Raw genomic sequence first — 22,553 nt, forward strand, 5'->3', positions numbered from 1 at the left:
CCCTTTTCTTTTTTGATCATCACCCAATACCACATTCTGCAGTGTCTGTTGTTAACTTTACATGATTAACAGGTAACGAATATTCAGTGACCAAGCAATGAATCACCTTGTCATCCTCCTTTGCGGCATTCTTATCCTTCAACCTTCAGGCATTGCCAAGCCCCTTGAGTTAACATCCTTTGTTATGAATAGTCCGGAGTCGGTTTCGATTCCAAATTTCCCGGTCAACGAAACTCGGGTTGGAACTGCTGTACTTAGCATGCACAGCTCGGCACGTAACGTTCACACGCGATACCTTGTGGCTACAGCCAACGGTGACAGCCTGATACCGGCGCCAACGGTTGATCTGTACACCGGAAGCTTTGCTGATATGCCATCATCTACGATCCGCCTGGTGAGTGTTAACAAGGGAAAAATGATTCTTGCCTTTGTCGAAGATGGTCAGGGTGCGTCGCTGGTAATCGGCCCGCCGATAGCAGGCACAGCATCGCCCGAACAGCCTGATCTGCTGGTACAGCCGGCCTTTATGCCATTACCGGCATGTGCAGTATCCGAGATTCACGAGAACCTTCCGCGTACCCAGGGCAGTACGCGTACGCCTAAGGTCCTGCTGGAAAAGCCAATGCTTGAAGCAGAGTTAGCCGTTGAGACCGACGTTGAATTTTTTAAAGCAGCCGGAGGTACAGTTGATGCGGCAGCACAGTACATTGCTGCTCTGTACGCAGTAGTCAGTTCGTTCTTCGAGGATGAAACCCGTATCACCCTCAGTCTTGTTCATGTTAAAATCTGGACCACCAATGCACCTGACCCGTATCAGGCCAAGGGCGACTGGACGGTTCTGCGCGACAACGCAATCCCATACTGGAAGGAACACAACGCTGCTATTCATCGCGATATTTATCAATCTCTGACCGCATCAAAGTATGGAGGAGGGGGCTTTGGTTACTTCGACGCTCTGTGCAATACTCAGGGAACAGGTATGAGCGTGGCATCGGTAACCGGCACAAATCTGCTGCCAACATATAACTTTGCTTACGATTCATACATTATTGCTCATGAACTTGGTCATAACTTTAACGCTCCGCATACCCATAGCTGCTACTGGAATCCGCCGATTGACACGTGCGTGGTAGCCGACGGGATTCAGGACGGCTGTCTGCCGGCCAACCAGAAGATACTCCCAAATCCGGGATCGTTCCTGAGTTACTGTGGCGGAGCCAATAACAATGCAGGTCTGGGATATTCAGTTCGTATGACGTTCCTGCCAAGAGTGGCGGCCCTCATACGCGAAACGGCTGAAGCTGCACCGTGTATTGAGCCCCCTTCAGCAAGCAAAATCTGGCTTCTTTCTCCACGTGGCAGTGAATCGTATGCCGCTGAGGTAAACAAAACCATCCTGGTGTCGTGGGAGTGCACAAATGATATCAACACGGTTTCAATTCGGTACTCCATTCGGCCCGGCGCGCCGTGGGTTACGCTTGCCGACAACGTGCCGGCAGCATTAAAGATGTACCAGTGGACAACGCCCGGCGAATTGTGCTCGTCGAAAATACGGTTACTGGTATGCGATGCCAGTAACCCTGTGACGGCTGATACAACAAAGGCACCGTTTGCAATTACTGTCAACGACCCGTCAGGCTTGGTAGCCTGGTACCCGCTAAATGCGACAACGGCAGACTCGGCACTCTGCGGTAACTACCCGGCTACCGGCGCTATCACGTATGGTGCCGACAGAAATGGTACGGGCAATTCCGCCGGCGTCTTCCAGGGTGCTACGTCACTATCGGTTCCTGACTGGGACTATCCGCTACATCACTTTACCATTTCATGGTGGTTCAAACTGAATTCACTGAATGGTGTACAACAGTTTGTTGGACATGACTATACCCAGGGTCCGGGACCCGCTGTTTATTCCTGGAACGGCACACTCGGTGCAATGATGTACGTACCGGGTCAGTCAGCTCCGTTCCAGTGGTGGGGTCCGTCGCTTGCCGTTGCTACCTGGTACCACGCTGCAGCATTGTTCAACGGTACCGAAGCACAATTGTTTGTTAACGGTAAACAGGTAAACAATGTTGCCATAACCGCCACAATGCGAATCTCAGAAGCGCCTCTCTATATCGGGTCACGCCAAAGCTCGGAATATGTAAACGGTATGATTGATGATATACGGATTTATAACCGGGCGCTGACGGCACAGGAAATTGAAGAGTTATTCAGAACGGCAGTCCCTGACAACGTTACCGAGAATTCTCGGCCGGCAAACACCCTTAGGGTAATGGTAAGCGGAAGTACTGCTGATATTTCGGTTGACTCAGGAGAACCTATTTCTTTCGTACGGGTGGTTAACACTGTTGGTCAGACCGTCCAGACGGTTACTGCAGAATCACCTGAGCCATTCAACACGGTATCGGCAGAGATTACCACCAGCGGGTGGTACTACATCGTAGTCACAACGGCTACCGGTCAGGTGTACAGTACGGATGTTGTTATTGGTATCCGGTAAGCTGTGAGAAGTCAGACGCTTGTTACCCGGAACCCATGTCAACATTATCGGGACCGGTTCACCTGCCATTTACTCGTATTCGGGATGCCAGCTTATTTGCCTGATGTATTCAGCCAGATTGTCCGGTTTGGGCACGGTAGCGATCCCTGCCTCATAAAAATATTCGGCAACAGCAGTGGCAACAACGATGGCACTTTCGCGGATATCTGAAAGTGGCGGATAGAACAGTCCACGCTCAAATAAGTCGGGTGTTACCAGCGAGGCCAGTGTTCGTGCTGCCCTGCTGAACGCCTTGTCGGGCAAGTGCGTTGGCTTGATTGCCATCACAGCAAGCCCCATTGCAGGGAAGATATAAACATTATTACCTTGTCCGGGAGTATAGGTTTTACCGTTCACCGTTACCGGCGGGAACGGACTTCCGCTGGCGAAGATCACATTACCATTTGTCCACGTGTAAGCTTGTTCGGCCGTGCATTCACTTTTCGACGTTGGGTTGGAGAACGAAAAAACTACCGGCTTGGTGGTATTCTCTGTCATCGCAGTTATTACACCTCGGGTAAAACTACCTGGTGTAGTACTGGTTCCGATCAGCACCGTAGCTTTTACCTTTTTAACAGCATCTTCCAATGAATCACAGGCATCAAACGGCTTGGCAAATCGTTGTTTTGACGGCGTAAGATCTGTACGCTCGCGTGTCACAAGCCCCTTGCTGTCTACAAGCCAGCAGCGTTCGCGTGCCTCTTCGATTGTAAGACCATCCCGCAGCATTGCCGTACACAACAGATCTGCAATACCAATACCTGCCGAGCCGGCACCAAAGAACACATAGGTTTGATCCTGCAGTCGCTGCTCCTTGTATCGCATGGCAGCAATGATGCCGGCAACACCAACGGCAGCGGTACCCTGGATGTCATCGTTAAAGGAGCAAATACGGTTACGATACCGTTCCAGTATTTCGCCCGCATTCTGATTGGCAAAATCCTCCCACTGAATCGTACAGCCTGGGAAGACTTCCTCTACTGCTTCTACAAACTCCTCAATAAATTCATCATATTCCTTACCGGTAATCCGTTTTTCAGGCAGACCGATATAGAACGGATCCTCGAGGAGCGACTGATTATTTGTTCCTACGTCCAGGGCTATTGGAAGAGTAAGGTGCGGAGGCACACCGGCGACGGCAGTGTACAATGCAAGTTTACCAATCGGGATGCCCATACCCTGGGCTCCCAGATCACCCAGACCAAGTATTCGTTCGCCATCGGTGACGGTGATAAACTGCACGTCTGGTTCATGCCAGTTGCGAAGAACCTGTTTCATCATTCCACGATGCCGCAAACTGATGTACATACCCTGTGGTCTGCGATAAATCCGGCCAAAGGTCTGGCATGCCTCACCCACCGTAGGGGTGTAAATAATCGGCATATACTTAACCGGATCGTGCATCAGGATTCGGTAGTAAATTGTAAGGTTGCGCTCCTGTAAATCCACAAAGTACACGTATCTGTCTAAGTCTGTTGGCAACGAATCAATGTGGGCCTCTATCCGCTGCATCTGTCCTTCGGGTGTTGAAACAATATCGGGTAACAACCCCGACAGCCCGTAGGCAACCCGCTCTTCACGTGTGAATGCTGTTCCTTTATTCCAACGGGGATCTCGTAACAAATCCATTCCCCGCTTTCCGCTAGGATGCTTACTGTTCATAAGCGACAAAATTAACGTTTATTCATCATGAACCGACACGTGTGGTTTTGCGGGCACCGAATTGCTGCAAACGTTATATCTTGCATCCGTTAGTAGCTACTCCCCAGCCATTGTTTCCTTACTCATCAACCACAATTCTTCAATGCAATACCTTGCTATTCTTGCATGCTTCTTTCTGATCATCCCGAATTTGTTTTCGCAGTCCGAAGCAAAAGAACCTCGCCTCTCACATGTGCGTCAGCTAACGTTTGGCGGCGATAATGCTGAAGCATACTTCAGTTTCGACGGCAAGCGTCTGTCATTTCAAAGCAACAATCCTGCATGGGGTTTACAGTGCGACCAGATCTTTGCAATGGATATCAGCGCAGCAGCAGATGCTCCGTCGTACCGTCCCCCACTAATCTCGACCGGGCTGGGACGCACCACCTGCGCGTATTTCATGCCCGACGACAAGCATATCCTGTATGCAAGTACGCACGAGGGTGGTACGGAGTGCCCGCCACCGCCGCCAGAGCGTACTGACCGGAAATACCTTTGGCAGATCTTCTCCACCTTTGATATTTATGTTGCAGACCTACAGGGCAAGATTGTAAAAAAACTTACCAATAGTCCCGGCTACGATGCCGAGGGTGTGGTTTCGCCCGACGGAACCAAAATTGTATTTACCAGTGATCGCTCGGGTGATCTTGAGCTGTGGCTGATGGATATCGACGGATCCAACCAGCGACAGGTTACCAACACTCCGGGCTACGATGGCGGAGCGTTTTTTACCCCCGACAGTAAGGGGCTTGTGTTTCGTGCGTCACGTCCCAAAACCGACAGCGCGCTGCAAGAGTATCGCGAGCTGCTCAAGCAGGGTCTGGTTGCTCCCACTGAAATGGAAATCTTCACGTGTAATCTGGATGGCTCGAACATGAAACAGATTACCAACCTGGGGAAAGCAAACTGGGCTCCATATATGCATCCCAACGGAAAGAAAATCATCTTCAGTTCCAACCATCACTCACAGCGGGGGTACGATTTTCAGCTATACACGATTAATACGGATGGGACCGGGCTTGAACAAATTACAAGCGAGAGCATCTTTAATGCGTTTGCAATGTTTTCTGCCGATGGTAAGAAGATTGTGTTTTCGAGCAATCGGAATAACAAGGGAACCCGCGATACAAATGTCTTTATTGCTGACTGGACTGATTAGTGATGAAATTCTTCGTTTTGGCTGCCTCAGGTATCATGCTTAGCATGCACTGCTGGTCGCTCGATGTTCGTTTTAGCATACCACTCCGGGGAGTGCCGGGTAAGGATTTTGTTTTTGTTAACCATGTTGACCATGACACAACCAAGGGGAAGTTCCACAGCTTTAACTGCGATGTGCATACCTATGACGGACACGACGGTACCGACCTCGTTATTCCGTCGTTCCACGCCATGGACAGCGGAGTGGTTGTAGTTGCTGCAGCCGATGGGAAGGTGATATTCTCTGTTGACAGTCTGTACGACCGCAATAAAGTAAGTGTCAAGGAACGGGGCTTTGGCAACTATATCGCTATACGGCATGCCGACGGTTTTGTGACCTACTATGCCCATATCCGTGCCAATAGCTCATTGGTGTCGGCCGGTGAATACGTACAACGTAACCAGCCGATTGCACTGGTTGGAAGCAGCGGCAACAGTAATCTTCCTCACCTGCACTTTGAAGTGTGGCGCCGAATGGATCCGTTTACCGGACCGTGCGGTGATGATGTTTCGCTTTGGCAGCAGCAGCCCGATGCGTCGGTTAATCATTCTGTACTTGATCATGGTATCACAACCTGGCCTCCTGTTCTTGACACGCTGGTGGAACGTCCGCCCAACACACGTGTTGTTGATACAACAGCCAGGACAATTACGGCATGGTCTGTTCATACCGGTATTAAAGAAGGTGACGAGTTTACAATTACGTGGTATTCTCCGCTCAAAACCGTGTGGTTTGACTATACCATACCATCGGAACTGACAACAAACCTGTACTACTGGTGGTCGTATATTGACTACACACGGGCAACCATGCAGCCCGGCCAGTGGACGGTGGTGGTTTCGCTGAACGGTATCGAGGTTGTCCGCGATACATTCGAACTCCCTGCCATCGTTTCGGTTTCAGACGAGAAGGGCAACCACAAACCACATAGTATGTCCGATGATGCTGATGTGTATTTTGCCGATGGCAGGTATGCAGGAAGTGACATCGGGAGCCTACCCGACGGCACCTATGTGATCCGCTTGCGGAATCATGCGCATCGGCCACAGTCGTCCCTCATCATCATTCGGAACGGGGTTGTTGTAGGAGTATCGGCTGCCGACGGCAGGAATCGTTAGGCTGCAGGAATAATCATGCAGCGCCATTGGACTGCATTTGCAGCAGGGCACTCAGCGTGCGGATCTGCTCACTCAGCTCGGATGGTTTTTCAGGATTGTAGGTAAAGCGTACACTGTTGGACCGTTTGCGATACATCCACCCCGTGATAATCTTTAGTTCATCCAACTCCGCAAGAGTAAAGGCATCATCCGGCCGGGACTGCATGTAAATGGACCGAAGGTGGGCGTGTAACGTATCATGCGGACCGTGAACGGGTACAACCTCCTGCAAGCGCAGGCGTCCACCATACAGAGCAAACACCTCCATCAGCGGGTCAGCCGGACCTCGTGCAACCACGACAACACTATCCAGAGCATTTACACTCCGTGGCTTGCCATCGTCACCGACGTTCAGTTTTTCAAGCTCCTGAATACTGTCACGATAAAATGCGGCCGTTTCAAAATCAAGGTCGTGCGATGCAGCGTACATCTTCTCGTGCAGTACCTCGAGCAGCCCCGATCTGCCCGCACATATACTCAGCCGTGCAGCTTCTACCCTTTCCATATACGAGCTGCGGGACTCCAGCTCTGCGCAGGGTGCCGGACAACGGCCGATGTGATAATCGAAGCAGGGTCGGAAGTCGGCATTAGGTACAAGCGGGCCATCACAGCTTCGCAGCCGGTACATGCGCTTGAGTACGTTCAGAATACGGTCTGCCACGAGTCTGCTCTTAAACGGACCATAGTATTCGCATCCTGCTCCGTCAATTGCAGATGCAATATCAATGCGCGGGAAGTCCTCGTTGCTGATAGCGATAAAGTACGGTGCCGCATAGTCACGTCCTGCAACGTTGTATGCAGGACGCAGCTCCTTAATCTCTCGGTTTTCAAGCAACAGTGCACCCAGCTCCGACCCGGTCTCGGTCCACGTAAGATGATGAATGTACCGTATCATCTTACTCACGCTGTGTCCGTGCAACGGAGTATTGTAAAAGTAGGTTGCCACACGCTTTTGTAAACTTTTAGCCTTTCCTACATATAGCAATCGATTCCGTTTACTGAAAAAGCGATACACACCAGGTTCGTCCGGCAGGTTAACCAGATATTCATGAAGCTTAAGTTTCGTTAAGGATGCTGTTTTACCGGGTACCCGCTGAGCGTACTGCAACGAGAGGAGGTCTGCCAGTGTTTGTGCGCCATGTTCTTCGCGGGCCTGCCTGATCATAGCAAGAAGAACCTGAGCCGTTGCCATTGCATCACCCAGCGCCCTGTGTCTGTTTTTAATTGTTACAGAATACCGTGCTGTAACCGCATCCAGGTTGTGGCGTCCCTGGGTCCCGTTCAGTCTGCGTGATAGTTTACACGTACACAACCGCTGTACATCGGGCAGATGCATACTGTTTCGTGCAAAACTTTTCCTGATCAGCCCCCAGTCAAACTCAACGTTGTGGGCAACAAACACAGCCGACGGATTCCACAGTTCATCTTCGAGCGCAGGTAGTGCTTCGTACTCCTCCGGTGCATCAGCAACCATCTGTGTTGTAATGCCGGTGAGCTTTTCGATAAATGGTGACAGAACCTGGTGTGGATTTACCAGTGACGAGAACGAGGCTGTGCAGCGTCCGCCGGTTACAACCACCATTGCAACCTCCGTCAGCCGGTGTTCGCCGCTCATGCCACCTGTTGACTCTACATCAACAACCACAAAGCGGACTTCATCCAGGGGTAACTCGAGTTCGGACATCGAATTCAAACTTACTTGTTTACTACGTCACCACGAACAGGAACACGAAGAACACCGATTCTGTAAACTCTGCAGCCGGCCCGACCCACATGCTGCGCAGGGTTAATTCGAAACCCAAGCCCCTTTCACCCACTTCTGACTAACTTTGTCACTGATTGGTCTGTATTAACCATTGGTAAAAAGTATGCGCGCCGCAGTACTTCGCGAAGACTCATTTACAATTGAAGATATTCCGTCACCCGTTTGTGATGGTGGTGCAACCCGCCTGAAGGTACTGGGCTGCGGACTCAACCACCGCGACCTGTTTATTAAGATGGGGCAGTACGCCAAAATCACGTATCCCGCCGTGCTGGGAAGCGATGTGTGCGGCATTACCGATGACGGTGAGCGGGTGATGGTAGATCCCTCGTTACACTGGGGACCAGATCCGCGGGCGCAGGGACGGGACTACCAGATTCTGGGTATGCCCACACAGGGTGGTATGGCAGAAGAAGTTTGTGTTCCCACTGAAAACCTGTATCCAGTCCCTGAACATTTAAGCGACGAAGAAGCATCGTGCTATTCAATCAGCGGTGTTACTGCTTACCGGGCACTCTTTGTGCGCGGCGATCTACAGCAGGGACAAACCGTACTGATTACCGGCATCGGTGGTGGTGTTGCCACTCATGCGCTGGTGTTTGCCGCAGCCGCTGGTGCGCGAATCCTTGTCAGCAGTCGGTCAGAAGCCAAACTCAAACGCGCTGCTGAATACGGAGCTGATCCTGTTGACCTGAAGCGCGACAAGTCAAGCATCGACCTTATCGTGGACGGCATCGGAGGTAGTACACTTAATGATTATCTGGATCTGGTGGTACCCGGCGGACGTATTGTGGTATATGGGGCTACGGTAGGCGCTGCACCGAACATAAACTTGCATAGAATTTTCTGGAAGCAGATTAACCTGCTCGGCACAACAATGGGTACACCGCGGAACTTCTCATCAATGGTGGAGTTCATTACCCGTCACCAGATCCGTCCAATCGTGGACTCAGTGTATTCTCTCGACAACTTTGCCGACGCTTTTACACGGATGCAGAATGCCGACCAGTTTGGCAAGATTGTCATCCGACCGTAACGATCTCAACCTAACCATGTGGTAAACTGTGCAGCTTCAGTCACTTCTTGGTCACTGCACCGAACTTATCCGGGTCATTCGGAAAAGTCCGCAACCTGCCGATGCCATTGCCAGGGAGTACCTGCGCAGTCGGAAGTACATTGGAGCTGCCGATCGCAGGTTTATCACCTCCACAACATTCCGTGCACTACGCATTTTATTGCTCGCCGAGGCGTATGCAGCCGAGCACGGCACTGACATTGCCACTGCAGTACACCAGTTAGACTCCGACTCTGACTGGGTGCGCCGTCAGCCCGATGAACTGCAGATCTGTACCCAGCCATGGCTGCTGCAGTCAACACTGCAACGATGGCCCGACGCAGCGGGTGTCTGGCGGGCAATGATGCAGCCTGCCCCCGTCGGTATCCGCGCTAACCTCAGGCGTACAACACGCGAGGCAGTACTCAAAGAGTTTATCAATGAAGGCATCGAGGTGCAGGCGGGGCTACACGCACCTGCCGCTATTATCATCAGCCAGCGTATCAACCTTTTGCAGCACCCGCTATATCTAAACGGATTTATCGAAATTCAGGATGAAGGAAGTCAGTGCATCAGCCTTGCGGCTGGCATCAGTCCCGGCATGCGTGTATTGGACGCCTGTGCAGGTGCCGGTGGGAAAAGCCTGCACCTTGCCGACATCATGAACAATCAGGGGGCTATCGTTTCGCGCGATATCGAATGGCAGCGTTTAAAGGAAATACCCATACGAGCCCGGCGTGCAGGAATCACCATCATCACCACCGAGCAGATCGCGCCCTCGCGAGGCAGAATTGACACGCCTGCCAAAGCCCCCTTCGACGTCGTTCTGATTGACGCACCCTGTTCAGGCTTAGGAACAGCCCGACGTAACCCCATGGTAAAGTGGCGGCTAACACCTGAGCAGACCCGGAAATACGCACGCAAGCAGTTGCAGTTGCTCACACAGTACGCAGCCGAAGCTCGGTTAGGCGGTACCGTTGTGTACGCCACCTGCAGCATCCTCCCTGAAGAAAACGAGCACGTCGTTGATCGGTTTTTAGGTGAGAACCCCAACTATACCCTGGAGTACCAACAGCAGTACGACCCGTACCATCACGGTACCGACGGGCTGTACCTTGCGCGGCTGCACCGCGAGTAACCCCCGATATGCAGGTGTTACCCCCCAACCGAATCAATCAAAAGCATCAACTACCGTATCTTTGAAATTCTGGTCCCGTAGTTCAGCTGGATAGAACGCCAGCCTCCGAAGCTGGAAGTCAGCAGTTCGAATCTGCTCGGGACTACTGGTTTTTGTGAAGAATAACGGTGTGTAGAGGTTTGCACCCTACACACCAATAGGTCACTGTTCGATGATCAACGAAAATCATCAGGAAGTTGTATTCTTCGGTTAGGCAGTGAGGTAACGATAGTCCTCCGTTGCAAGATAGATTTGATGCCGCATGATCTCATCAGTCGTGGGTGTGGCCGCCAGGATGGTGTACCCTGGATGTTTACAAAGTGTATCGCTCCGCGGCATGCTGCACGGAAGGTCACGTACGGGCTAACCCGTTGCCTCCATACACGTTGCGAATATAACTTTTTGTATTTCCCTCTGCTTACTCAAAGTATCCAACTGATCTCCTGCATACTCTCAGTGAAAACACTCAGATATTCGTAGCTTCGGCTCGCCTGCTTCACCGACTCCAGCCGCGAGATCACCAATGGCATCAGCCGTCGAGTACCTCGGATTTAGGTGGTCAGACGAAGGCTGAACACAATCATCAGCATGCGCACAATCCCCGGTTCAGTTGCCACCGCATAACACAGCCTTGACCGGTATGTAATTTTGCACCGCAGACACAAGGCTTTCTGGTGCCTGCAGGCCAACCCGGATTTCATTACGGCAGGCGGCTTTGTGACCGTTGCGAAGCAATGCCGCAAAGCTGTTGTTGTGCGGCAGCTTATTGAAACCCGTAACTAAACAGAAAGTGATACTGACAGACAAAAAATATGATACCAGATTACCGAACTTTAATGCTTCCTTTACTAAGACTGGTTTCGGACGGACAAGAACATAAGTTCCGAGATTTAATTGAAAGATTAGCAGTTGAGTTTGATGTGACAGACGAAGAAAGAAAAGAGCTTCTGGCAAGTGGGAGCCAAGCCATCTTTGACAACAGAGTTGGGTGGGCAAAAACATATTTAAAAAAGGCTGGACTGCTTGACAATCCCAAAAGAGCCGTAATTACAATTACTGAAACAGGAAGACAAGTATTAGCAGAAAATCCTGACCGAATTGATGCCAAATATTTGCGACAGTTCCCTTCGTTTTTGGAGTTTCAAAATGCTTCAAGAAACAACATTGAAACAGATGAAGACGATGCGGTAATTATTGAAACTAACGAGCAAACACCTGAAGAGAATTTAGACAAAGCATTTCAGAAAATTAGAAAATTATTAGCTTCTGAATTATTAAATAGGGTTATTGACCTCTCGCCCGCGTTTTTTGAAAGACTCGTAGTTGAACTTTTAGTAAAAATGGGTTACGGAGGTTCAATTAAAGATGCTGGGAAAGCAATGGGGAAAAGTGGAGATGAAGGTATTGACGGAACAATCAAGGAAGACAAACTTGGACTTGACATTATTTACATTCAAGCCAAACGCTGGAAACCTGGTAATGTTGTCGGACGCCCTGAACTACAAAAATTTGTTGGAGCTCTTGCCGGACAAGGTGCAAAAAAAGGGATTTTTATTACGACATCAAATTTTACAAAAGAGGCAATAGAATACACACCAAGAAACGAAACAAAGATAGTATTAATCGATGGTGAACAGTTAGCTCAGCTAATGATTGACTATAATCTTGGTTGTACAACCCACCAAATCTACGAGCTTAAGAAAATTGATAGTGACTACTTTGGAGAGGAATAAACCAACATCAAAGAAAACCGTCTGCCGTAGGACGAGAGCCCTAAGGGATTTTTGTCGAACTGCAAGGTTTGCTGATGGCTCCTTCTGGGAGGGGGCTCCAATGACATTCATTTTTAGAATTAAACCATGACAAGCAACGAACAACGCGCAGAACTGCAACGCCGTATTTGGCAAATCGCCAATGACGTCCGTGGTGCCGTGGATGGCTGGGATTTCAAGCAATACGTGCTGGGCACATTGTTCTATCGCTTCATCAGCGAGAACTTTGCGGCCTACATCGAAGGCGGTGACGACACCATCCGTTATGCCGAGCTGCCCGACAGCGTCATCACCCCGGACATCAAAGACGACGCCATCAAGACCAAGGGTTATTTCATCTACCCCAGCCAGCTGTTTGCCACCATCGCGGCCAGTGCCAATACCAACGAAAGCCTGAATACCGATCTGGCTGCCATCTTTGCCGCCATTGAAAGCTCGGCCAACGGCTACCCGTCCGAGCACGACATCAAGGGCTTGTTTGCCGATTTCGACACTACAAGCAACCGCCTCGGCAATACTGTCAAAGACAAAAACACCCGTCTGGCTGCTGTGCTCAAAGGTGTGGCAGAACTGGATTTTGGCGGCTTCGATGCCAGCCACATCGACCTGTTTGGCGATGCCTACGAATTCCTGATCTCCAACTACGCAGCGAACGCGGGCAAGTCGGGCGGCGAGTTCTTCACGCCGCAGCATGTGTCCAAGCTGATTGCCCAGCTGGCCATGCACAAGCAAACCAGCGTCAACAAAATTTACGACCCGGCCTGCGGCTCCGGCTCGCTGCTGCTGCAGGCCAAAAAGCATTTTGACGCGTACATCATCGAAGACGGCTTCTTCGGGCAAGAAATCAACCACACCACCTACAACCTGGCGCGGATGAACATGTTCTTGCACAACATCAACTACGACAAGTTCAATGTCCAGCTTGGCAACACCCTGATAGAACCGCATTTTGGCGACGACAAGCCCTTCGATGCCATCGTCTCCAACCCGCCGTATTCGGTGAAGTGGATCGGCAGCGACGACCCGACACTGATCAACGACGAACGCTTTGCCCCGGCCGGTGTGCTTGCGCCCAAGTCCAAGGCCGACTTTGCCTTTGTGCTGCACGCGCTCAGCTACCTGTCCAGCAAGGGCCGCGCCGCCATCGTCTGCTTCCCCGGCATCTTCTACCGCGGCGGGGCGGAAGCCAAAATCCGCCAGTACCTGGTGGACAACAACTATGTGGAAACGGTGATTTCGCTCGCGCCCAACCTGTTTTACGGCACCACCATCGCCGTGAACATTCTGGTGCTGGCGAAAAACAAAAAAGACACCACCACCCAGTTCATCGACGCCAGCGGGCTGTTCAAGAAGGAAACCAACAACAACACGCTGCTGGATAGCCATATCGAGCAGATCATGGCCGTGTTCGACAGCAAGGCCAACGTCGACCACTTCGCCAAGTCCGTGCCGATGGAGCAGGTGGCGGCGAACGAGTACAACCTGTCGGTCAGCAGCTACGTGGAAGCCAAGGACAACCGCGAAGTGGTGGACATCGCCCAGCTCAATGCCGAGCTGAAGACTACCGTGGCCAGGATCGACCAGCTGCGCAAGGAGATTGATGCCATCGTTGCCGAGATTGAAGGCGAGGAGTTGGAGGCATGAGTGGCGTGGACTTTTTGGAAAAGATGTTGAATGGCGTCGAAATAGGGTGGTTGCCACTCGGGAGTATCACAAACTACGAGCAACCAACGAAATACTTGGTGGCGGCGAAAAACTACAGCGACGAATATAAAACTCCCGTTCTGACGGCTGGGAAAACCTTTTTGCTTGGCTACACGGACGAAGAAGATGGCATCTATAAGGCTTCCGAAAGCCCCGTAATCATCTTTGACGATTTTACGACTGCCAACAAATGGGTGGACTTTGATTTCAAGGTCAAGTCGTCAGCCATGAAGATGATCACATCAAGCGATGAACAGAAGACGTTGCTTAAGTACATTTATTATTGGCTAAACACGCTGCCAAGCGAATTTGTAGATGGCGACCACAAGCGCCAGTGGATCGGGAGCTACACAAGCAAGAAAGTTCCCATCCCCTGCCCAGACAACCCCAAAAAATCGCTTGAAATCCAGGCCGAAATCGTTCGCATACTGGACAGCTTCACCGAGCTGACCGCCGAGCTGACCGCCGAGCTGACCGCCCGCAAAAAACAATACAACTACTATCGCGACAAATTATTGAGTTTTGAAGAGGGAGATGTGGAGTGGAAAGCGTTGGGAGAGGTGTGTGACTTCAAAAATGGATTCGCCTTTAAAAGTAATTTATTCAGAGAATCAGGACTGTCAATCGTAAGAATAACTAATATAAACGGCTCGGTCGTCGATATGGCGGATGTCAAGTATTTCGACCCGTCTGACTATAAAGAGAACACCCAGAACTACATGATCGAAAGTGGCGACATTCTAATTGCAATGTCTGGCGCAACCACTGGAAAAATCGGTTGCTTTAACAGCAATAGAACAGCCTATCTGAACCAGCGAGTAGGGAAATTTATTCCCAAAAGCAATGTCTTAAATAATCGATATTTATATCATTTTTTACTTTCAAAGACCGATGCGATATATGATTTGGCCGGCGGCGGCGCACAGCCAAATCTAAGTTCCAAGGCGCTTATGGAGAGGATTCGGATTCCAGTCCCGTATGCATCCGATTCAACTAAATCGACTGCCGAGCAAAAAAGAATTGCAGACATCCTGGATAAGCTAGACACGCTGACTAACTCCATCACCGAAGGCTTGCCCCGCGAAATCGAGTTGCGCCAGAAGCAATACGAATACTACCGCGATCTGCTGCTGAGCTTCCCAAAATTCCTCTCCCTTGGAGGGAAATACCGCGCTGCACCCCTCTACAAATTCCCCTCCTCTGGAGGGGTGCCCGAAGGGCGGGGTGGTTTATGAGGAATACACAACGCTATCGGTCTCTGCCATTCAACTCCAAGCTAAAACAGCGCGCCAAAGAACTCCGTAAAGCAGGCATGCTGCATGAAGCCTTGCTGTGGAACCAACTTAAGAGAAAACAATTCAAAGGGCTTGATTTTGATCGGCAGAAAATTATCGGTAATTACATTGTTGATTTTTATTGTGCTGAAAAAAACGTGGTTATTGAAGCGGATGGCGCTTCTCACGAAGGGCGTCAAGATTACGATGCCAAGCGTGATGCGTACTTGAAGGGTTTGGGACTGACGGTGATTCATATCAACGTAAAGGATATTTTGCAGAATATGGACGGTGTTATTGCATTTTTGGAGGGGCACCCGACCTTGTCGGAACCATCTCGTCAGGATATAAAACCACCCCGTCAGGCTTCGCCTGACACCCCTCCAAAGGAGGGGAATTTCCGCAGACACAATAAATGAAGAGTACAAATTCCCCTCCCTTGGAGGAAAATACCGAGCTGCACTCCTCTACAAATTCCTCTCCCTTGGAGGGGTGCCCGAAGGGCGGGGTGGTTTCCATAGGAGAGAAACACCAATGAACTTCTTGGAAAAGCTGCTAGATGGCGTGACTGTGGAGTGGATGGCCTCAGACAACACTCACGCTGCGTTATGCCGGCGAACGCCGACATCTCATACAGGCAGCGGAGAGATTGCGGGTCAAGCCCGCAATGACGCAACCAGCCTGACGGAGGAGGCATAATCAATGACTGACTACAAAACCATCGCAGAATCCAAGAACTTCATCGTTCTGGATAAGTACACAAAGGAATGGCAAGCGAATGAGGGCTACCAGAGCGAATACGATCTGGAGCGCGAATTCATTGCCGATTTGCAAAATCAGGGTTATGAATATTTGCCCGACCTTAACACGCCTGATGCCTTGCTGGCCAATGTGCGCACCCAACTGCAAGCGCTCAACTCTGTGCAGTTTCTTGATGGCGAGTGGCGTCGCTTTGTTGAGGAGTATCTGGACAAACCTAGCGACGGCATTGTCGAGAAAACCCGTAAGATTCACGATGACTACATTCACGACTTTGTCTTCGACGATGGCCGCATCCAGAACATCTACCTGCTGGATAAAAAGAATATTGCCCGCAACAAGGTGCAGGTGATCAGGCAGTTTGAAACCTCCCCGGCGCTTCGCGCCGCGATAGACAAATTCCCCTCCTCTGGAGGGGTGCCCGCAGGGCGGGGTGGTTCCAACCGCTATGACGTGACTATTCTGGTCAACGGCCTGCCGCTGGTACAGGTGGAATTGAAAAAGCGTGGCGTGGCGATTCGCGAAGCCTTCAACCAGATACACCGCTACAGCAAGGAAAGCTTCAACAGCGAGCAGTCCCTGTTCAAGTATTTGCAGCTCTTTGTGATTTCCAACGGCACCGATAGCCGTTACTTTGCCAACACCACGCAACGCAACAAGAACAGCTTCGACTTCACCATGAATTGGGCGAAGGCGGACAACAGTTTGATCAAGGACCTGAAAGACTTTACCGCTACCTTTTTCCAGAAAAACACACTGCTCAATGTGCTGTTACACTACTCGGTGTTTGATGTCAGCAACACGCTGCTGGTGATGCGACCCTACCAGATTGCCGCCACCGAACGCATCCTGTGGAAGATCAAGAGCAGCCATCTGGCAAAGAACTGGAGCAACACGGAAAGCGGCGGCTACGTATGGCACACCACCGGCTCAGGCAAGACCCTGACCAGCTTCAAGGCAGCGCGCCTGGCCACCGAGCTAGAGTTCATCGACAAGGTGTTCTTTGTGGTGGACCGCAAGGATCTGGACTACCAGACGATGAAGGAGTACCAGCGCTTTTCGCCGGACAGCGTGAATGGCTCGGACAGCACGGCAGGCCTGAAGCGCAACCTGGAGAAGGATGACAACAAGATCGTCGTCACCACCATCCAGAAGCTCAACAACCTGATGAAGAGCGAAGCCGACTTGCCAATCTACGGCAAGCAAGTGGTGTTCATTTTTGATGAGTGCCACCGCAGCCAGTTTGGTGAGGCGCAGAAGAACCTGAAGAAGAAGTTCAAGAAGTTCTATCAGTTTGGTTTTACCGGTACGCCGATCTTCCCGCAGAACGCGCTGGGCGCCGAAACCACGGCCAGCGTGTTTGGTCGTGAGCTGCACTCCTATGTGATCACCGATGCCATCCGCGACGAGAAGGTGCTGAAGTTCAAGGTGGATTACAACGATGTCCGCCCGCAGTTCAAAGACATCGAGACCGAGCAGGATGAGAAAAAGCTGAGTGCGGCGGAAAACAAGCAGGCCTTGCTGCACCCCGACCGCATCCGCGAGATCACCCAGTACATACTGAACAACTTCCGACAAAAGACCCACCGCCTACACACAGGCAATAAGGGTTTCAACGCCATGTTTGCCGTCAGCAGTGTGGATGCCGCCAAGCTGTACTACGAGTGCTTCCGGGAACTGCAGAAGACCAGCGACAAGCCTTTGCGCGTGGCCACCATCTTCTCGTTTGCCGCCAACGAAGAGCAGGACGCGATTGGCGACATCCAGGACGAGAGCTTCGATGTGTCGGCCATGAACAGCAGCGCCAAGGAGTTCCTGAGCGCAGCCATCGCCGACTACAATGCGCTGTTCAAGACCAATTTCAGCGTGGACAGCAACGGCTTTCAGAACTATTACCGCGACCTCGCCAAGCAGGTCAAAGCCGGGGAAATCGACCTGCTGATCGTGGTGGGCATGTTTTTGACCGGCTTTGATGCCCCTACGCTGAACACCTTGTTCGTGGACAAGGATCTGCGCTACCATGGCCTGATGCAGGCCTACTCGCGCACTAACCGCATTTTTTACGCCACCAAGACCTTCGGCAACATCGTCACCTTCCGCGATCTGGAGCAGGCAACCATCAATGCCATCACCCTGTTCGGTGATAAGAACACCAAGAACGTGGTGCTGGAGAAAAGCTACAAGGAGTACCTGGAAGGCTTCACCGATGCGCTAACCGGTGAAGCGCGGCGTGGTTTTGTGGAGGTGGTGAAGGAGCTGGAAACACGCTTCCCCGACCCTGCTGCCATTGAGAAGGAGTTGGACAAAAAGGCGTTTGCCAAATTGTTTGGTGAATATTTGCGCATAGAGAACGTGCTCCAGAACTATGACGAATTTGCCAGTCTGAAGGCGTTGCAGAGCGTCGATCTGACGGACCCCGCCGCAGTGGAAGCGTTCAAGGCCAAACATTACCTGAGCGATGAAGATCTGACCGCGCTGCAGGCGATCAAGCTCCCGCCAGAGCGGAAAATTCAGGACTACCGCTCGACCTACAACGACGTACGTGACTGGCTGCGCCGCCAGAAGGCAGGGGACGAGAAAGATAAATCCACCATCGACTGGGATGATGTGATCTTTGAAGTGGATCTACTAAAGTCACAGGAAATCAACCTGGACTACATTCTGGAATTGGTTTTCGAGCACAACAAGAAGACCAAGAGCAAGTCTGAGCTGGTGGATGAGATACGTCGGGTAATCCGTGCAAGCCTGGGCAACCGCGCTAAAGAAAGTCTGGTGGTGGACTTCATCAATCAGACCGACCTTGACCGGTTAGGTGATAAGGCCAGCGTAATCGAGGCCTTCTTCATCTTTGCCAAAGCTGAACAGAAGCGCGAGGCTCATGAACTAATCCAGGCAGAGCAACTGAACTCCGAGGCGGCCCGGCGCTACATCACCACTTCGCTTAGGCGCGAATATGCGAGCGAGAACGGTACGGAGCTCAATGCCATTCTGCCCAAAATGAGTCCATTGAACCCGCAATTCCTGACCAGGAAGCAAACTGTTTTCCGGAAAATCGCTGCCTTTGTTGAGAAGTTTAAGGGTGTTGGAGGAGACGTTTGAATGATTGAAATACGTTGAACTGGTACGTGGCTGGCGCAGCAACAGGTAAAACCATTGACCTACGTAGTTCGCAACGAAATATGTTTATGATGTCCCCGGCCCACTTTCATAATTCATTACTGCGTTTTACTCCCACTCAACAATAAGCCCCTTAACAGCACCCTGAGCCAGGAGGATGTTGATTTCTTGTCCCCAGATGCAGCCGCGAATAGGCACGTTTCCCTAATGACCTCGCATTTAACCAGGCCGGCTATTGTTATCGCAATCTCCACATGCACTCAATCGCGAAATTCGTACAAACTGCCCAGGCGTGGACGCTATCTGTCCGGACAACACAAGGCACACTGTGATGCTTTGTAGTGCACCACCACAATGACTAAAGATGTGATTACGGATGTGATTTCAATTGTAACGGGTCGAGTGCAACAATGCATAGTGTAACAAGGTGATTTTATACACGCTCAAGAGACTTCTGTAAGGTAGTCCGGCTGCCACAACGATGGCTGACGGAGGAGATGCAATCATCATACTACCTTCCATTCGATTGTTAACAAAGACTTGATTACAATCGGACCACATTGATCAATACCATAATACTATTGACCATATTGCTATCATACCGATAGTTCGTATTGCCAACTATGGCACACAGCGTAATTGTAATGGCAATTATTCTGTGCGATAAACATCATTTACTACACCATGTTTCTCCAGGGATGATTTACGTGTTTCACGCCCATGAACAGACTAGGCCTGCTCGAGAGTTTATTTGGCCTTCCATCGGCCTTCGTATGTACCAGAACAGTTTTACCTACCCTCCGCCTGCACCGTGCTTACCGGATTCTTATAACTCAAGTACGTTAGCACAGACAGGTTAAAGGCAACAAAGAAATCAACGAAGATCATCAGGAAGTTGTATTCTTCGGTGTTACCGGTTTTAACTAAATCAACAACATGACCAATGGCGGCGCCCAGCATGAAGAGAGCCCAGCCTATTGCGGTGGCGGCACGAAAGCCACCCTTAAACCGGATACATAAAAAACCGAGAAGTCCCCATACGCCATCGTGAATACCCACTTCTATCTGGAACGGACTCCCGGCCTGCCAACCAATCCGTTCAGCTGTAATATCCGAAAACAAGACGTGTGGTATAAAGCCGAACAGCAGGCCAATCAGGCCTACCTGGAATACCAGCGAATACACGTAATGTAAATCTATAAGGCGTGCTCGACTTCTGGGCACCTTCGAAAGATAGTAGTGCAGGTACACCCCAATGTAGCACAAAGCAATAACAATAATATTTGCCATAACTTCTCCGATTATACAATTAAAGAAAAACTGAGGTTAGCATTATGCCGTCTCTTTCTTGTAAAGCAATTCTGATACAACTTACATATTTTCATGATATTATTGGGCATTACACATCAACTGAAGTGCAGGTATCGGACTCTTGAGCTCCCTTGCCGTACCGCCTATCTCTATTGCCTTTTGATCTTGGCTTGACTAAATTCAACTGTGTTGCCACAAACAACCGCCTTTATATTTCTCTTCGTTGTGAATCGTTGTCTATGCTCTGAAAGTCACAGGCGTAGATGAGGCAGCACAAATCAACCCTACGACCTACGCCTTGATCAACGTCAACGCGGTAGGCCACATCCCGGTAAACCACCCGGATGGAACGGTGGGTGCTACCTTCTACAATTTTGTAGGGATAGCGGCTCCCCGGCAAGTACACGTGCAAAAGGGCTTTGTACGTATTTCCGTCAAATCATCTGGTCCGGACTAAACGCTGTTGTAATGGACAGGGTATTACGGTAATGCGGACACAATTGCCTTAGCCCTGCGACAGTAACGCACAGCCTTTATTCATCATTCTAAACAAACTCTCGCCTGTCTGCATGCATACACTCAACGCTGCATGAACGTCTGGTTTGTTCTTCACAAGACTCGCAAACCGGATGCTGACGGTGACAGTCGATGTTTGCGCAGTTTACTAACCGTTCTGCGGGCTTACCGCAGTGATAACAGGATGACACTATTCTTCGGTCATCGGTATGGTTGATGTCAACTAATATCCGTTCATCAAATACGTAGCATTTACCATCCCATAATGCTCCCTTCACGGTGGGATCCTTACCGTAACTTACTATGCCGCCATCAAGCTGATAAACATTGGTAAAGTTCTCTTCCAGCATATATGCCGTAAGTTTTTCGCAGCGTATGCCACCGGTGCAGTACGTGATAATGTGTTTGTCCTTAAGGTCACCCAGGTTCTCTTTTATCCACTGCGGGAACTGGCGGAACGAATCAATGGGCGGACGTATTGCATTGCGGAAGTGCCCGATATCATACTCATAATCGGTCCTTCCGTCGAGCACAACCACATCGTCGTGCTGAAGCATCTTGTGAAATTCAACCGGACTTAGCCGTTTTCCGGTTTTTACCGACGGGTTTGTTTGGTGATCCGCATTAAATGTAACGAGCTCGCGCTTAACCCGTACAAAGAGCTTCTTAAAGGCATGCTTTTCTACAGTATCAATTTTAAACCAGAGGTCGGCAAATCTTTCGTCGGCATGAACAGCATCCATGTATGCTGCACACTGCTCCACCGTCCCTGACACCGTGCCGTTAAGACCCTCATGTGCTACGAGTATCCGGCCCAGAAGACCAAAGTCCCTGCATAACTCATGGTGCTCCCTGGCAAACAGTTCCGGGTCTTCGATGGGAACGAACTTGTAGTAAAGCAGAACCTGATACACGTTGGTATTGATGGTTTGTGAATGAAACGCAGACCTCGGTACTACTGTGTGTAATACCAGTGTACAAAAATACGGACGCAGTATGTATGCCAGACCGTACAGACGTAGCCAACTGTCCGCATCGTCACGCTGTAATGGCTACAAAGGCAAGGCATACCGAACAACTCTCTGTAGCAGCGGCTATGGACGCTGCTTGGTCCATTGTCGATTGCCAGGTCAAGAGCAGTTATCTGGCCTAAACGTTCAGCAGTAACAACTACCGGTTCGAAACAGTTTGACGCCGGAATCCAACATTTCATAATCGAAGCAACATAGGTTTGCGTGATTTTTGCAGTCCGTGGTTACAGCTGCTATATTACAACTTTTTTTAGGTGTTTGCCTTGTATTTGACTGCCAGTTGCACTCACCGGACCGGCTGTATCTACACATCCAATACGGCAAACACTGACAGCACAATTACAATGACTGCCTGATACGACATACAAGGGGAAAAAGAATAGTGAACAAGCAACTTAGTTGCTGCTGAGAACAAATATCGGCTTGACATAATCCTACATTACCGTTTTGATTATGTACACTTCGTTAGTTACAT

General features: G+C 50.4%; 14 protein-coding genes and 1 tRNA gene. 11 read left to right on the forward strand and 4 right to left on the reverse strand.

Annotated features, from left to right (window positions below):
• The first annotated feature begins 97 nt into the window (after positions 1-97).
• The gene (locus HRU79_04345) at positions 98-2,506 is read left to right on the forward strand and encodes a hypothetical protein (GenBank protein ID QOJ25919.1); all 2,409 of its coding nucleotides are present in this window, start codon (positions 98-100) and stop codon (positions 2,504-2,506) included.
• 69 nt (positions 2,507-2,575) lie between these two features.
• On the opposite strand, the gene HRU79_04350 is transcribed toward HRU79_04345, so the two are convergent.
• Positions 2,576-4,207 (reverse strand): NAD-dependent malic enzyme, encoded by a 1,632-nt coding sequence (locus tag HRU79_04350; protein QOJ25920.1) that lies wholly within the window; start codon positions 4,205-4,207, stop codon positions 2,576-2,578.
• Between the two features lie 142 nt (positions 4,208-4,349).
• Between HRU79_04350 and HRU79_04355 the strand changes: the two genes are divergently transcribed.
• Positions 4,350-5,405, forward strand: coding sequence for a PD40 domain-containing protein (locus HRU79_04355; GenBank protein ID QOJ25921.1), 1,056 nt, complete (start codon positions 4,350-4,352; stop codon positions 5,403-5,405).
• 2 nt (positions 5,406-5,407) lie between these two features.
• Positions 5,408-6,562, forward strand: coding sequence for a M23 family metallopeptidase (locus tag HRU79_04360; GenBank protein QOJ25922.1), 1,155 nt, complete (start codon positions 5,408-5,410; stop codon positions 6,560-6,562).
• Positions 6,563-6,575: 13 nt separating this feature from the next.
• Here HRU79_04360 and HRU79_04365 read toward each other — a convergent pair whose 3' ends face one another.
• On the reverse strand, positions 6,576-8,285 hold the full coding sequence (locus HRU79_04365) for a UvrB/UvrC motif-containing protein (GenBank protein ID QOJ25923.1): 1,710 nt from the start codon (positions 8,283-8,285) through the stop codon (positions 6,576-6,578).
• Between the two features lie 184 nt (positions 8,286-8,469).
• On the opposite strand from HRU79_04365, the gene HRU79_04370 reads away from it, so the two are divergent.
• The 8 genes from HRU79_04370 (at position 8,470) to HRU79_04405 (ending at position 19,202) form a co-directional block, all read left to right on the forward strand.
• Positions 8,470-9,399: a zinc-binding dehydrogenase gene (locus tag HRU79_04370; GenBank protein QOJ25924.1), complete on the forward strand. Its 930-nt coding sequence runs from the start codon at positions 8,470-8,472 to the stop codon at positions 9,397-9,399.
• 28 nt (positions 9,400-9,427) lie between these two features.
• Complete coding sequence (locus HRU79_04375) at positions 9,428-10,555, forward strand: hypothetical protein (GenBank protein QOJ25925.1); 1,128 nt, start codon at positions 9,428-9,430, stop codon at positions 10,553-10,555.
• A gap of 71 nt (positions 10,556-10,626) precedes the next feature.
• Positions 10,627-10,700 (forward strand) — tRNA-Arg (locus HRU79_04380).
• 706 nt (positions 10,701-11,406) lie between these two features.
• Positions 11,407-12,327 carry a restriction endonuclease gene (locus HRU79_04385; protein ID QOJ25926.1) on the forward strand — a complete coding sequence of 307 codons (921 nt, stop codon included), beginning with the start codon at positions 11,407-11,409 and terminating at the stop codon, positions 12,325-12,327.
• Positions 12,328-12,453: 126 nt separating this feature from the next.
• Positions 12,454-14,010, forward strand: a complete 1,557-nt coding sequence (locus HRU79_04390) for a type I restriction-modification system subunit M (GenBank protein QOJ25927.1) — start codon at positions 12,454-12,456, stop codon at positions 14,008-14,010.
• Positions 14,007-15,305 (forward strand): restriction endonuclease subunit S, encoded by a 1,299-nt coding sequence (locus HRU79_04395; GenBank protein ID QOJ25928.1) that lies wholly within the window; start codon positions 14,007-14,009, stop codon positions 15,303-15,305. Before HRU79_04390 ends, HRU79_04395 begins: the two co-directional genes overlap by 4 nt.
• A complete protein-coding gene (locus HRU79_04400) occupies positions 15,302-15,763 on the forward strand; it encodes an endonuclease domain-containing protein (protein QOJ25929.1) in 462 nt (153 codons plus the stop codon). Before HRU79_04395 ends, HRU79_04400 begins: the two co-directional genes overlap by 4 nt.
• Before the next feature lie 283 nt (positions 15,764-16,046).
• Positions 16,047-19,202, forward strand: a complete 3,156-nt coding sequence (locus HRU79_04405; protein ID QOJ25930.1) for a type I restriction endonuclease subunit R — start codon at positions 16,047-16,049, stop codon at positions 19,200-19,202.
• Between the two features lie 807 nt (positions 19,203-20,009).
• Here HRU79_04405 and HRU79_04410 read toward each other — a convergent pair.
• Entirely contained in the window at positions 20,010-20,510 is a 501-nt protein-coding gene (locus HRU79_04410; GenBank protein QOJ25931.1) for a hypothetical protein, read from the reverse strand.
• A gap of 566 nt (positions 20,511-21,076) precedes the next feature.
• On the reverse strand, positions 21,077-21,973 hold the full coding sequence (locus HRU79_04415; protein ID QOJ27264.1) for a rhodanese-related sulfurtransferase: 897 nt from the start codon (positions 21,971-21,973) through the stop codon (positions 21,077-21,079).
• Positions 21,974-22,553 lie beyond the last annotated feature (580 nt).

Source organism: Ignavibacteria bacterium, from assembly GCA_015709655.1.
In the GTDB taxonomy this organism is placed as follows: Bacteria; Bacteroidota; Ignavibacteria; order Kapaibacteriales; family Kapaibacteriaceae; genus OLB6.